Genomic DNA, 12,695 nt, shown 5'->3' with positions numbered 1-12,695 from the left:
CCGACGGCCGACTTCAACCCGTGCGGCGCGGCGCGGGCACCAGCGTGCGCGCCAGCCGGGCCGGCCGCGACGGCGGCGGATGCCACGGCTGCCGGTCGTTCGCTGGCCACGCGTAGCACGGCGTCCCCTCGGCCAGCAGCAGTCGCAGGCCGGGAACGGCGAGGGCGCCGGCGGACCAGTCGTAGAGGGCCTCGACGCGCGGCTGGATGACGCCGACATCGAGCAGATGCGCCACCCCGTGTTCCGCCCGCAGATAAGGCGCCAGGTCGTCGCCCAGCGGGTAGCGGTCGGGGAGCACCCGGGACAGCGACAGAAAGATGCCGGTCATGCCCAATCGCGGATCCCCGAGGGGCCGACCCGCGAACGCCAGCCAGCCGAGCGCCAGCCGGGGCGCGGCGACCAGCGCGTGGGCATAGAGCACCCGCATCAGCACCAGGTTGATGAAGAAGCGTTCGACGCGGGACTCGCGCGATGCGAGATCCAGGTGGTCGAGGTAGGCGCTGACGACGCTGATGTTGTGTGCTCGGTACCACCGCCGCGCGGACGGGCGCCGGATGAACTCGAGTGTTGCGGCGACCGCGGGGGAGCTGGGATCGCCGGGATGCCCGAACGCCAGCGCGCGGGCTTCCCAGCCGTCGCACAGCAGGCGTTCGTTCATCGCGCGCCACCAGGGGCTGCCCGGGGCTGGCCCGTCGGGCGGGTTGAGCAGCCCGCGTCGCAGCTGCCAGCCCATAAAGGCCGATGCCGCCAGCCGATACGGCAGGTGGCCCCGGTCCACCCGCCGCGGGACTTCGTAGAGCTCGCGCATCAGTGCCAGCCGGGCCTCGGGGTCCTCGCGGACCGCGGCAACCCTGCCGCGGGCGATCTCGACGGCCGTTTCCCGAGTCACCAGTCGATTGTGGCGGAGCCATCTCTTACACCCTGTAGTTGATCGGCGCGGGGAGGCTGGAACACTGGTGGCCATGGGCAGCACTGACCAGGCCGCCCCTCAGACTGGAGGGGCTGTGAGGACCTCGGCGGCTCTGTTCGACGATGCGTGCGCGGTCATTCCCGGTGGGGTGAACTCGCCGGTGCGCGCGTTCACGGCGGTGGGCGGCACCCCGCGCTTCATCACTGAGGCGCACGGATGCTGGCTTACCGACGCCGACGGCAACCGCTACGTGGACCTGGTGTGCTCGTGGGGTCCGATGATCCTGGGCCATGCCCACCCGGCCGTCGTCGACGCCGTCGCCAAGGCCGCCGCCAACGGCCTGTCCTTCGGGGCGCCGACTCCGGCCGAGACCGAACTGGCCGCCGAGATCATCGGTCGGGTGGCGCCGGTCGAGCGGATCCGGCTGGTGAACTCCGGCACCGAGGCCACCATGAGCGCGGTCCGGCTGGCCCGCGGCTTCACCGGCAGGGCCAAGATCGTCAAGTTCTCCGGCTGCTACCACGGGCACGTCGACGCGTTGCTCGCCGACGCGGGTTCCGGGGTGGCGACGCTGGGCCTGCCGTCCTCGCCCGGGGTCACCGGTGCCGCCGCGGCCGACACAATTGTGTTGCCCTACAACGACATTGATGTCGTGCGCGACACGTTCACGCGACACGGCGACCAGATCGCCGCGGTGATTACCGAGGCCAGTCCCGGCAACATGGGAGTCGTGCCGCCCGCGCCGGGCTACAACGCGGCGCTGCGTGCGATCACCGCCCAGCACGGCGCGTTGCTGATCGTCGACGAGGTGATGACGGGTTTCCGGGTCAGCCGAAGTGGTTGGTACGGAATCGATCCCGTGGACGCCGACCTGTTCACCTTCGGCAAGGTGATGAGCGGCGGGTTGCCGGCCGCGGCGTTCGGCGGGCGGGCCGAGGTGATGGAGCGACTGGCGCCGCTGGGCCCGGTGTATCAGGCCGGCACGCTGTCGGGCAACCCGGTAGCCATGGCCGCCGGGCTGGCCACGCTGCGCTCCGCCGACGACGCCGTCTACGCCACGCTGGACGCCAATGCCGACCGCCTGGCCGGTCTGCTCGCCGAGGCGTTGACGGAAGCCGGTGTCCCGCACCAGATTCCGCGGGCCGGCAACATGCTCAGCGTGTTCTTCTCCGATACCCCGGTGACCGATTTCGCGTCCGCCCGCGCCAGCCAGACCTGGCGGTTTCCACCGTTCTTCCACGCCCTGCTGGACGCCGGCGTCTACCCGCCGTGCAGTGCCTTCGAGGCGTGGTTCGTTTCGGCGGCTCTGGACGACGCCGCATTCGACCGCATCGCCGCCGCGCTGCCCGTCGCCGCGCAAGCGGCCGCCCAGAAGGACGGACCCTGATGGCCGAGCACACCCGCGTCAATGTGGTGCGGCACGGCGAGGTGTACAACCCCAGCGGGGTTCTCTACGGCCGGCTGCCCGGATTCCACCTGTCCGAGGCGGGCCGGGCGCAAGCGCAGGCGGTCGCCGACGCGCTGGCCGACCGTGACGTTGTCGCGGTGATCTCCTCCCCGTTGCAGCGGGCCCAGGAAACGGCCGCACCCATCGCCGCGAAGCACAACCTGCCCGTCGACACCGACCCCGACCTGATCGAATCGGCCAACTTCTTCGAAGGCCGCCGCGTCGGCCCGGGCGACGGCGCCTGGCGCGATCCTCGGTTTTGGTGGCAGCTGCGCAACCCGTTCACCCCGTCCTGGGGTGAGCCGTACACCGAGATCGCGGCCCGGATGACGACCGCGGTGGACAAGGCGCGCGCCCGCGGCGCCGGCCACGAGGTGGTGTGCGTCAGCCATCAACTGCCCGTGTGGACGCTGCGGCTGCACCTGACCGGCAAGCGGCTCTGGCACGACCCGCGCCGGCGGGAATGCGCGCTGGCCTCGGTGACCACGCTGGTCTACGACGGCGACCGGCTGGTCGACGTCGAATACTTCCAGCCGGAGAGCTCTTGAGCGTGCGGTGGCTGGCGATGGCCGGGGCGGTGGTGGCTGGCTTGGTCGCCATGGTGCTGGCCGGCTGCTCGGGCCGCGACGCGGTAGCCCAGGGCGGCACCTTCGAATTCGTGTCGCCCGGCGGCAAGACCGACATCTTTTACGACCCGCCCGCAAGCCGCGGCCGTCCGGGCCCGCTGGCCGGGCCGGACCTCGCGGATCCGGCGCACGCGATCTCGCTGGCCGACCAAACCTTCGCCGGCAACGTCGTCGTCGTCAACGTCTGGGGGCAGTGGTGCGGGCCGTGCCGGGCCGAGGTCGATCAACTGCAGCGGGTGTACGACGCCACCCGGGGCTCCGGGGTGTCCTTTCTCGGCATCGACGCGCGCGACAACAACCGCCAGGCGGCCCTTGACTTCGTCGACGACCGGCACGTGAGCTACCCGTCGATCTACGACCCGGCGATGCGTACCCTGATCGCCTTCGGGGGCAAGTACCCCACCACCGTCATCCCGTCCACCCTGGTGCTGGACCGCCAGCACCGGGTCGCTGCGGTGTTCCTGCGTGAGCTGCTGGCCGACGACCTGCGGCCGGTGGTCCAGCGCGTGGCGCAGGAACGATGACCGGGTTCACCCAGATCGCCGCCGCCGGGCCGCTGCTGGTGGCGATGGGGGTGTGCCTGCTGGCGGGGCTGGTGTCGTTCGCCTCGCCGTGCGTGGTCCCGCTGGTGCCGGGCTATTTGTCGTACCTGGCCGCCCTGGTGGGCGAGGCCGGGGTGGACGAAGAGCCGGGGCCTGGCGGCGTCAAAGCCCCGCCGGCCGCCCGGTGGCGGGTCGCCGGGTCGGCGGCCCTGTTCGTGGCCGGGTTCACCACCGTCTTCGTGCTCGGCACCGTCGCGGTCCTCGGCATGACCACCACGCTGATCACCAATCAGCTTGCGCTGCAACGGGTTGGGGGCGTACTCACCATCGTCATGGGGCTGGTGTTCGTCGGCCTCGTCCCGGTCCTGCAGCGCGAGGCCCGGTTCAGCCCGCGCCGGTTCACGACGGTGGCCGGGGCGCCGGTGCTGGGCGCGGTGTTCGCGCTCGGGTGGACGCCGTGCCTCGGGCCGACGCTGACCGGCGTGATCACCGTCGCCTCGGCCACCGAGGGTGCGAACGTGGCGCGCGGCATCGCCTTGGTGATCGCCTACTGCCTGGGACTCGGGATTCCGTTCGTCTTGCTGGCGTTCGGCTCGGCGCGGGCGGTGGCCGGCCTGGGCTGGCTGCGCCGGCACACCAGGGCCATCCAGATCTTCGGCGGGGCGCTGCTGATCGCGGTCGGCGCCCTCCTGGTCACCGGGGTGTGGAATGACTTCATCTCCTGGCTGCGCGACGCGTTCGTGTCCGACGTGAGGCTGCCGATTTGAGGCAACTCCTCGCCTGGACACGCAACACCTGGCGCGCGCTGACGTCGATGGGCACCGCGCTGGTGCTGCTGTGCCTGCTCGCGCTCGGCGCGATACCCGGGGCGCTGTTGCCGCAGCGAAACCTCAACGCCGGCAAGGTCGACGAGTATCTGGCCACGCACAAGGTGATCGGTCCGTGGCTCGATCGGCTGCAGGCCTTCGACGTGTTCTCCAGCTTCTGGTTCACCGCCATCTACGTGCTGCTGTTCGTGTCGCTGGTCGGCTGCCTCACCCCCCGGACGATCGAGCACGCCCGCAGCCTGCGCGCCACCCCCGTCGCGGCGCCACGCAACCTGGCCCGGCTGCCCAAGCACGCCGAAACCCGGATCGTCGCCGGGCCCGCGGAGCTGAACAGGCTGGCGAACACCATCGCCCGCCGGCTGCGCGGCTGGCGCACGGCTATCCGCCATGAAGGCGAAGTCGTCGAGGTGTCGGCCGAGAAGGGGTATCTGCGCGAATTCGGCAACCTGGTCTTCCACTTCTCGCTGCTGGGCCTGCTGGTCGCCGTGGCAGTCGGCAAGTTGTTCGGCTACGAGGGCAACGTGATCGTCATCGCCGACGGCGGACCCGGCTTCTGCTCGGCGTCGCCCGCGGCGTTCGACTCGTTCCGCGCCGGCAACACCGTCGACGGCACGTCGCTGCACCCAATGTGCATCCGGGTCAACGACTTTCAGGCGCACTACCTGCAATCGGGGCAGGCCACCTCGTTCGCCGCCGACATCGACTATCAGGCCGGCCGCGACCTGGCGGCCAACAGCTGGCGGCCCTACCGGCTGGAGGTCAACCACCCGCTGCGGGTCGGCGGTGACCGGGTGTACCTGCAGGGCCACGGCTACGCGCCCACCTTCACGGTTACCTTCCCGGACGGGCAGACGCGCACGTCGACCGTGCAATGGCGACCCGACAACCCGCTGACCCTGCTCTCGTCGGGCGTGGTGCGCATCGACCCGCCCGCCGGCAGCTACCCCAACGCCGGCGAGCGCCGGCAACACGAGATCGCGATCCAGGGCCTGCTGGCGCCGACCGAGCAACTGGACGGCACGCTGTTGTCGTCGCGGTTCCCGGCGCTGAACGCCCCCGCGGTCGCCGTCGACATCTACCGCGGCGACACGGGCCTGGACACCGGCCGGCCCCAATCGTTGTTCACCCTCGACCCCCGGCTGATTCAACAGGGCCGGCTGACCAAGGAAGCCAGGGTCAACCTGCGCGCCGGGCAAGAGGTCAGGATCGACCACGGCCCGGCGGCGGGCACCGTCGTCCGATTCGACGGCGCCGTGCCATTCGTCAACCTGCAGGTCTCCCACGACCCCGGCCAGCGATGGGTGCTGATTTTCGCCATCGCGATGATGGCCGGACTGTTGGTGTCGCTGCTGGTGCGCCGCCGCCGGGTCTGGGTCAGGCTCACTGATGGCGGCGACGACGCGGCCGGTACCGTGAACGTCGAATTGGGCGGGCTGGCACGAACCGACAACTCCGGGTGGGGCGACGAGTTCGAGCGATTGACCCAGCGGTTGCTTGACGGACTGGGCGAGCCAGCGTCCAGAAGGAGCTCTCAGGTGGACGTCACATGAACACCCTGCACGTCGACGTCGGCCTGGCGCGCTACTCGGACTGGGCGTTCACCTCGGCGGTGGTTGCCCTGGTCGTCGCGTTGCTGCTGCTGGCCGTCGAGCTTGCGTACGTCGGCGGCCGCCGTGCGGACCACCGCGCGCAGGTTTTGGCCGGTTCGGTCGCCGCAGACAGCGCGAGCCCCGGCATCGTGGACGACGCCCCGCGACGGCCATTCGACGAACGCGTCGGGCGGGCCGGGCTGGCGGTGCTCTATCTCGGCATCGGACTGCTGCTGGCGTGCATCGTGCTGCGCGGCCTGGCCACCGTGCGGGTGCCGTGGGGCAACATGTACGAGTTCATCAACCTGACCTGCTTCTGCGGCCTGGTGGCCGGCGCGGTGGTGCTGCGCCGCCCGCAGTACCGCCCCCTGTGGGTTTTCCTGCTGCTGCCGGTGTTGATCCTGCTGACCGTTTCCGGGCGCTGGCTCTACACCAACGCCGCCCCGGTGATGCCGGCGCTGCAGTCCTACTGGCTGCCCATCCACGTGTCGGTGGTCAGCCTCGGTTCCGGGGTGTTCCTGGTCGCCGGCATCGCCAGCATCCTGTTCCTGCTGCGCACGTCGCGGCTGGGTGACCCGGAGACCGAGGGCACGCTGGCACGCGTGGTGCGGCGATTCCCCGACGCCCAGACCCTGGACCGCATCGCCTACCGCACCACGATCTTCGCGTTCCCGGTATTCGGTTTCGGGGTCATCTTCGGCGCGATCTGGGCCGAGCAAGCCTGGGGCAGGTATTGGGGCTGGGATCCCAAGGAGACGGTCTCGTTCGTCGCGTGGGTGATCTACGCGGCTTATCTGCACGCCAGGTCGACCGCCGGCTGGCGGGACAGAAAAGCGGCGTGGATCAACGTGGTGGGCTTCGTGGCCATGGTCTTCAATTTGTTCTTCGTTAACCTGGTGACCGTGGGCCTGCATTCTTATGCCGGGGTGGGCTGACAGTTAGCGACCGACCCAAATAAAACTGCAGCAAGGGGGATTGCACGTGTCCGACCAGCCAGGCGTGGGGGCGCCCGAACATCCGACGACCGAGTTGCGGTCCCCGGACTCGACCGAACGACCCGCCGTTGAACCGTCGGCCGATTCCGGTGAAGCACCGACCCGGGCCTTCGCCGGATTCCGCACCGAGCGGCGGGTGCCCGCACCCGAGCGGCAGGAGCCGGCACCGCCCACGGTGGCGGCCCCCGCGGGCATGCCGCCCTGGGATCCCACGCCCGTTACCGGTATTCCGCGGGTCGACCCGACGGCATTCGGCGCCTACTACAACGGCGCGTCCGACGCGCCGCCCTTGAAAGGCCAGGAAACCCCTTACCGCCCAGAGCATGTCCCGCACACGCCCTATCCGGAACTGTCCACCGGCATGCTGCTGCGGCCCGTCAAACCGCCGCCGTCGGAGGGCTGGCGCAGGCTGCTCTACGTGCTGTCCGGTCAGCTGATCAACCTGGGGGAGAGCCCGCGTGCCGCCCGCTACAACAACCTGGTGGCGCAGGTCAACCGGCCGTTGCGCGGTTCCTACCGGGTGGCGCTGCTGTCCTTGAAGGGCGGGGTGGGCAAAACCACGGTCACCGCGACGCTGGGGTCTATCTTCGCCTCGATCCGCGGCGACCGGGTGGTGGCCGTTGACGCCAACCCCGACCACGGCACGCTGAGCCAGAAGATTCCGCTGGAGACGTCGGCCACGGTGCGCCAGCTGCTGCACGACGCCGGAACAATCGAGCGCTACAGCGACGTCCGCCGGTACACGTCGAAGGGCCCCAGCGGGCTGGAAATCCTTGCGTCGGACAGCGACCCGTCGATCTCCGATGCGTTCAGCGCCGACGACTACACCCGCACCCTGGACATCCTGGATCGGTTCTACGGCCTGGTGCTCACCGACTGCGGCCCGGGGCTGTTGCATTCCGTGATGTCGTCGGTGCTGGAGAAGGCCGACCTGCTGATCGTCGTCAGCTCGGGATCCATCGACGGCGCGCGCACCGCCTCGGCGACGCTGGACTGGCTGGACGCCCACGGTCACGAGGAGAAGGTCCGCAATTCGATCGCGGTCATCAATGCGGTGCGCTCACGCACCGGCAAGGTCGACATGAACAAGGTGGTCGACCACTTCTCCCGGCGCTGTCGTGCGGTGCGCCTGATACCGTTCGACCCCCATCTGGAGGAGGGCGCGGAGATCGCTCTGGATCAGCTGCGGCGCCCCACCCGCGAAGCGCTGACCGAGCTGGCCGCCGTCGTCGCCGATGGCTTCCCCGGCGAGCGCAACCCGGGCATCGCCTAGGCAGGGTGCTACAGAGGGTTGTTGTCGTCGTTTCCCAAGCGCCGCAAGAACTCTGGATCGTCGTCGGGTCCGATGACGCGGCTCTTCGGGCGGTGGGTCTGGGACCGCGCCGCGCGCCAGCCAATGTAGATCAGCGTCCCCAAAACCAGGACGAGCAGCAGGTAGAGCACTCAACACCTCCTTTGAGCGAATATACCCGCGCCGTAGGCTCGCACTGTGTCAGAAGAGCCTAGGCCCGGTGCGGGCGAGCGCACCGGAAATCGCGTCGTCGTCGACGTCCTGGTCTACGCGGCCGCGCGGTTGCTGTTGGTGGTCGCGCTCGCCGCGGGGATCTATGGAATTGCCCATCTGCTCGGGGTCACCCAGTTCCCCGTCGTCGTGGCGGCGTTGTTCGCGTTGATCATCGCGATGCCGTTGGGCATCTGGCTGTTCGCCCCGCTGCGCCGGCGCGCCACGGCCGCGCTCGCTATAGCCGGCGAGCGGCGCCGCCGCGAGCGGGAACAGCTGCAGGCCCGGCTGCGCGGTGAGGCGGACGAGGACGAGTGACCCGGGCGGTCAGCCGTTGGGCATCACGACGACCTGCGCGGCATAGCTCAGCCCCGCGCCGTAGCCGATCAGCAGCGCCAGGTCGCCGGCCTTGGCCGCCCCGGTCGCCAGGAGTTCGGCCATTGCCAACGGGATGGACGCCGCGGACGTGTTCCCGGTGTGCTCGATGTCGTTGGCGATCACGGCGTCCGGGCGCAACCCCAGATTCTTGGCGAGCACCTCGTTGATTCGGCTGTTGGCCTGGTGCGGGATGAACACGTCGATCTCGTCAGGCCGGATTCCCGCCGCGTCCATCGCCTGCCGGCCGACCTTGCCCATCTCGAATGCCGCCCAGCGGAATACCGCGCTGCCCTCGAGCCGCAAGAAGGGGCGCGGGCCGGTCGGTTCGTCCATGTAGTCGATCCAGTCGATGTCCTGGCGGATGGCTTTGACCTGTTCACCGTCGCTACCCGAGATGGTCGGTCCAATGCCTTGAACGGGCGTCTCGCCCACCACCACGCCGGCCGCGCCGTCGGCGAAGATGAAGCAGTTGCTGCGGTCCTGCATGTCGATCGTGGGGGACAGCTTCTCCGAGCCGATGACGAGCATCTTGGCGGCGCTGCCACCCCGGATCATGTCGGCCGCAACGCCAATCGCGTAGCCGAAGCCTGCGCACCCCGCCCCGATGTCGAATGCGGGCACACCGGCAGCGCCCAAGCCCGTCGCGACCTCCGGGGCGCAGGGCGGGGTCTGTAGGAAATGGGTGCTGGTCGCGACGATCACGCCGTCGATGTCGCTGGCCGCCAGTCCGGCGTTGGCAATCGCCAGCCGGCCCGCTTCGATCGCCATGGACGCGGCCGATTCGTCGCGGGCGGCGAATCGGCGCGTCTTGATTCCCGTTCGCGATTGGATCCACTCGTCGGAGGAGTCGATGTTGCGGCACAGCTCGTCGTTGGTGACGACGCGCTCGGGCCGGTATGCCCCGACGCTGAGCAAGCCGATGCTCTTGGGCCCACTGGTCGTGGTGATCTGGTTCATGGGAGTCCTCGATCCGACGCCGGTCCTTCATTGTTATCGGATCGCTGGAATCGATGAGCGCCGGGATCGGTTTTGTCAAGCTTTGTTGACGTCCGCGCTCTGTCAAGTTACATTGACGTCTATGACGGAACTGTCCGACCTGCCCGACCTGGGGCCGGCCGCCGATGCGGCAAGCAACGCCGACCCCGCGGTAGGCCTGCGCGCGGTGCGCGCGCTGCAGCGATTGCAGGAGCGCCTGGAGGCGATCCACGTCGCCAACGCCCGCGAGCGGGGCTGGAGCTGGCAGGCCATCGCCGAGGCGCTCGGGGTGAGCCGGCAGGCCGTGCACCAGAAGTACAACCGGAGGAGATGACGCATGTTCGAGCGCTTCACCCGTCAAGCCCGGGTCGCCGTCGTGCTCGCCCAGGAGGAAGCCCGTGAACTGCGGACCCGCGAAATCACCCCGCAGCACCTGCTGCTCGGCGTCCTGCAGGCGGCGGGCAACGACCTGTCCGCGGTGCTGACCGGCTACGGCCTGACCGCCGACGGGGTTCGGGCCCGGCTGCTCGAGGCCGCCCCCACCACCGACGATTCCTTCGACGAGGATGCGGAGGCGCTGCGCGCCATCGGCATCGACCTGCGAGCGGTGCGCGACAGTGTGGCGCGCACGTTCGGCGCCGACGCGTTCGACAACGCGCTACCCCGCTCGGGTCGCCGACGCCGTCGTCGCGGGCACATCCCGTTCAGCCGCGCCGCCAAGAAATGCGTCGAGCTGGCCGTGCGAGAAGCGTTGCACCACAAGGACAATGAGATCGCTTGCGCGCATCTCCTACTGGGCATCATGCGCAGCGGCGACAAGCCGGCCGTCGGCCTGATCACCGAACACGTCTACACCGCGCAGCTGCGTGCCGCCATCCTGGAGCTGCTGGACAAGGCCGCCTAGGCCTAGGGCGGCTCGCTTCGCCTCGAGTGTGCATCCACGCCGCCCGGGGCGCACACTCAAAGCCCTGAGTGCACAGCCAACGCCGCGGCCACCGCGATCGCCCACACGATCATCGCCAGCCCGGTGTCGCGCAGCACCGGGATCAGCTCGGGCCCGCCGCGGCCGGATCGGACCGGCCGCGCGGCGCGCACGGCCAGCGGCGTGGCCACCAATCCCGTTGCGCACCACGGCGTCGCGAGCATCAGCACCAGGGTCATAACCCCGGCGGTCGCCAGCAATGCCTGATACAGGACCCGGGTGCGGGCATCGCCCAGCCGTACCGCCAGGGTGATCTTGCCGGACTGCGCATCGGTCGGAATGTCCCGCAGATTGTTCGCCACCAACACCGACGACGACAGCGCCCCGATCGACACCGCCAGCACCAGGCCCACCCAGTCCACCCGCAACGCCTGGGTGTACTGGGTGCCGAGCACGGCGACCAGGCCGAAGAACACGAACACCGCGATCTCGCCAAAACCCGAGTACCCGTAGGGTTTTGACCCGCCGGTGTACAGCCACGCCCCGGCGATGCATCCCGCGCCGACCACGATCAGCCACGGCGCGACCATCAGCGCCAGCACCAACCCGGCCGCCGCGCCGACCGTCAGGCCCGCCACCGCGGCCGTCAGCACCGCGCGCGGGCTGGCCAGCCGCGAGCCGACCAGCCGCACCGGGCCGGCCCGCTCGTCGTCGGTGCCGCGGATGCCGTCGGAGTAGTCGTTGGCGTAGTTGACGCCGATGATCAGCGCGACCGCGACGGTCAGCGCCAGCAGCGCTTTCCACCACACGGCCGAGTGCAGCCACGCCGCCGCGCCGGTGCCCGCGACCACCGGTGCCACCGCGTTGGGCAGCGTCCGCGGCCGGGCCCCCGAGATCCACTGCGCGAAACTGGCCACCAGGGCATCCTGCCCTATGCACCACAATGGTCGGATGCTCGGAGTGATCGGCGGCAGCGGCTTCTACACGTTCTTCGAGTCCGGCGTCCGCGACATCGATGTGGACACCCCGTACGGCGAGCCCAGCGCCCCGGTCACGGTCGGTGCCGTCGCGGGGCACGAGGTCGCTTTCCTGCCACGCCACGGCGCCAAACACGAATACTCGGCGCACACCGTGCCCTACCGGGCCAACATGTGGGCGCTGCGCAAGCTCGGGGTGCGGCGGGTCTTCGCGCCGTGCGCGGTCGGCAGCCTGAACCCCGACTACGGGCCCGGCAGCGTGGTGGTGCCCGACCAGCTGGTGGACCGCACCACCGGGCGCCCCGACACCTACTTCGACTCCGGTGCCGTCCATGTCGACTTCGCCGACCCCTACTGCCCGACGTTGCGCTCGGCGGTCACCGGCCTGCCCGGTGTGGTCGACGGCGGCACCATGGTGGTGATCCAGGGACCGCGATTTTCCACCCGCGCGGAAAGTCGGTGGTTCGCCTCCGCCGGTTTCGGTCTGGTCAACATGACCGGATATCCGGAGGCGGTGCTGGCTCGGGAACTCGAAATGTGCTATGCGGCAATCGCTTTGGTGACCGATCTGGATGCCGGTGTCACGGCCGGCGAAGGCGTGAAGGCCACCGATGTGTTCGACCAGTTCGAAAAGAACATGGGGCCGTTCAAGAAGCTGGTGGCCTCGGCGATCGGCAATGTCGACGCCGAACGCGGTTGCACGCACTGCCTGGCGCACACCGGGGTGACGTTGCCGGTGGAGCTGCCGTGAGGGTGTTGCTCACCGGGGCGGCTGGGTTCATCGGATCGCGGGTGGACGCTGCGCTGCGCGCGGCCGGCCACGAAGTGATCGCCGTCGACGCGCTGCTGCCCGCCGCCCACGGGCCGAACCCGGTGTTACCGCCGGGATGCCGAAGGGTCGACGTCCGCGATGCCGACGCGCTGGCCCCGCTCCTGCGCGGTGTCGACCTGGTCTGCCACCAGGCCGCGATGGTGGGCGCGGGCGTGGATGCCGCCGACGCGCCCG

Annotated in this window: 16 protein-coding genes; 12 read left to right on the top strand and 4 right to left on the bottom strand. The window is 69.9% G+C overall.

Features of this window, described 5'->3' with window-relative positions:
• Positions 1-13 precede the first annotated feature (13 nt).
• Entirely contained in the window at positions 14-889 is an 876-nt protein-coding gene (locus A5744_RS15555) for a hypothetical protein (protein ID WP_240563059.1), read from the bottom strand.
• 73 nt (positions 890-962) lie between these two features.
• On the opposite strand from A5744_RS15555, the gene hemL reads away from it, so the two are divergent.
• The 7 genes from hemL to A5744_RS15520 all read left to right on the top strand — a co-directional run bounded on the left by hemL (position 963) and on the right by A5744_RS15520 (position 8,209).
• Positions 963-2,297, top strand: a complete 1,335-nt coding sequence (gene hemL / locus A5744_RS15550) for a glutamate-1-semialdehyde 2,1-aminomutase (protein WP_076062475.1) — start codon at positions 963-965, stop codon at positions 2,295-2,297.
• Positions 2,297-2,905, top strand: coding sequence for a histidine phosphatase family protein (locus A5744_RS15545; RefSeq protein WP_076062473.1), 609 nt, complete (start codon positions 2,297-2,299; stop codon positions 2,903-2,905). The genes hemL and A5744_RS15545 overlap by 1 nt, the downstream gene beginning before the upstream one ends.
• A gap of 17 nt (positions 2,906-2,922) precedes the next feature.
• Positions 2,923-3,507, top strand: coding sequence for a TlpA disulfide reductase family protein (locus A5744_RS15540; RefSeq protein WP_076062780.1), 585 nt, complete (start codon positions 2,923-2,925; stop codon positions 3,505-3,507).
• Positions 3,504-4,292, top strand: a complete 789-nt coding sequence (locus A5744_RS15535; protein ID WP_076062472.1) for a cytochrome c biogenesis CcdA family protein — start codon at positions 3,504-3,506, stop codon at positions 4,290-4,292. The genes A5744_RS15540 and A5744_RS15535 overlap by 4 nt, the downstream gene beginning before the upstream one ends.
• A 47-nt stretch (positions 4,293-4,339) precedes the next feature.
• Complete coding sequence (locus tag A5744_RS15530; RefSeq protein WP_076062470.1) at positions 4,340-5,902, top strand: cytochrome c biogenesis protein ResB; 1,563 nt, start codon at positions 4,340-4,342, stop codon at positions 5,900-5,902.
• Positions 5,899-6,876, top strand: coding sequence for a c-type cytochrome biogenesis protein CcsB (gene ccsB, locus A5744_RS15525; protein ID WP_076062468.1), 978 nt, complete (start codon positions 5,899-5,901; stop codon positions 6,874-6,876). The genes A5744_RS15530 and ccsB overlap by 4 nt, the downstream gene beginning before the upstream one ends.
• 94 nt (positions 6,877-6,970) lie before the next feature.
• A complete protein-coding gene (locus A5744_RS15520; protein ID WP_240563064.1) occupies positions 6,971-8,209 on the top strand; it encodes a MinD/ParA family protein in 1,239 nt (412 codons plus the stop codon).
• A gap of 8 nt (positions 8,210-8,217) precedes the next feature.
• On the opposite strand, the gene A5744_RS24425 is transcribed toward A5744_RS15520, so the two are convergent.
• Complete coding sequence (locus tag A5744_RS24425; protein ID WP_139329607.1) at positions 8,218-8,379, bottom strand: hypothetical protein; 162 nt, start codon at positions 8,377-8,379, stop codon at positions 8,218-8,220.
• Positions 8,380-8,425: 46 nt separating this feature from the next.
• On the opposite strand from A5744_RS24425, the gene A5744_RS15515 reads away from it, so the two are divergent.
• A complete protein-coding gene (locus A5744_RS15515; RefSeq protein WP_076062465.1) occupies positions 8,426-8,755 on the top strand; it encodes a DUF4229 domain-containing protein in 330 nt (109 codons plus the stop codon).
• Positions 8,756-8,764: 9 nt separating this feature from the next.
• Here A5744_RS15515 and A5744_RS15510 read toward each other — a convergent pair whose 3' ends face one another.
• Positions 8,765-9,772 (bottom strand): beta-ketoacyl-ACP synthase III, encoded by a 1,008-nt coding sequence (locus A5744_RS15510; protein WP_076062463.1) that lies wholly within the window; start codon positions 9,770-9,772, stop codon positions 8,765-8,767.
• Between the two features lie 121 nt (positions 9,773-9,893).
• Between A5744_RS15510 and A5744_RS15505 the strand changes: the two genes are divergently transcribed.
• Together A5744_RS15505 and A5744_RS15500 are read left to right on the top strand one after the other, a co-directional pair.
• Positions 9,894-10,124, top strand: coding sequence for a helix-turn-helix domain-containing protein (locus tag A5744_RS15505; RefSeq protein WP_076062462.1), 231 nt, complete (start codon positions 9,894-9,896; stop codon positions 10,122-10,124).
• A 3-nt stretch (positions 10,125-10,127) separates the two neighbouring features.
• Positions 10,128-10,694, top strand: coding sequence for a Clp protease N-terminal domain-containing protein (locus tag A5744_RS15500; protein ID WP_076062460.1), 567 nt, complete (start codon positions 10,128-10,130; stop codon positions 10,692-10,694).
• Between the two features lie 56 nt (positions 10,695-10,750).
• Here A5744_RS15500 and A5744_RS15495 read toward each other — a convergent pair whose 3' ends face one another.
• Positions 10,751-11,629: a 1,4-dihydroxy-2-naphthoate polyprenyltransferase gene (locus tag A5744_RS15495; RefSeq protein WP_076062459.1), complete on the bottom strand. Its 879-nt coding sequence runs from the start codon at positions 11,627-11,629 to the stop codon at positions 10,751-10,753.
• A gap of 34 nt (positions 11,630-11,663) precedes the next feature.
• Between A5744_RS15495 and A5744_RS15490 the strand changes: the two genes are divergently transcribed.
• Positions 11,664-12,440, top strand: a complete 777-nt coding sequence (locus A5744_RS15490; RefSeq protein WP_240563058.1) for an S-methyl-5'-thioadenosine phosphorylase — start codon at positions 11,664-11,666, stop codon at positions 12,438-12,440.
• Positions 12,437-12,695: NAD-dependent epimerase/dehydratase family protein (locus A5744_RS15485; RefSeq protein WP_139331371.1), on the top strand; the 259-nt coding region annotated here is incomplete at its 3' end. The genes A5744_RS15490 and A5744_RS15485, both read left to right, overlap by 4 nt.

This window comes from Mycobacterium sp. IS-1264 (assembly GCF_001954195.1).
GTDB lineage: Bacteria > Actinomycetota > Actinomycetes > Mycobacteriales > Mycobacteriaceae > Mycobacterium.
This window is presented reverse-complemented; position numbering and strand designations above follow the sequence as displayed.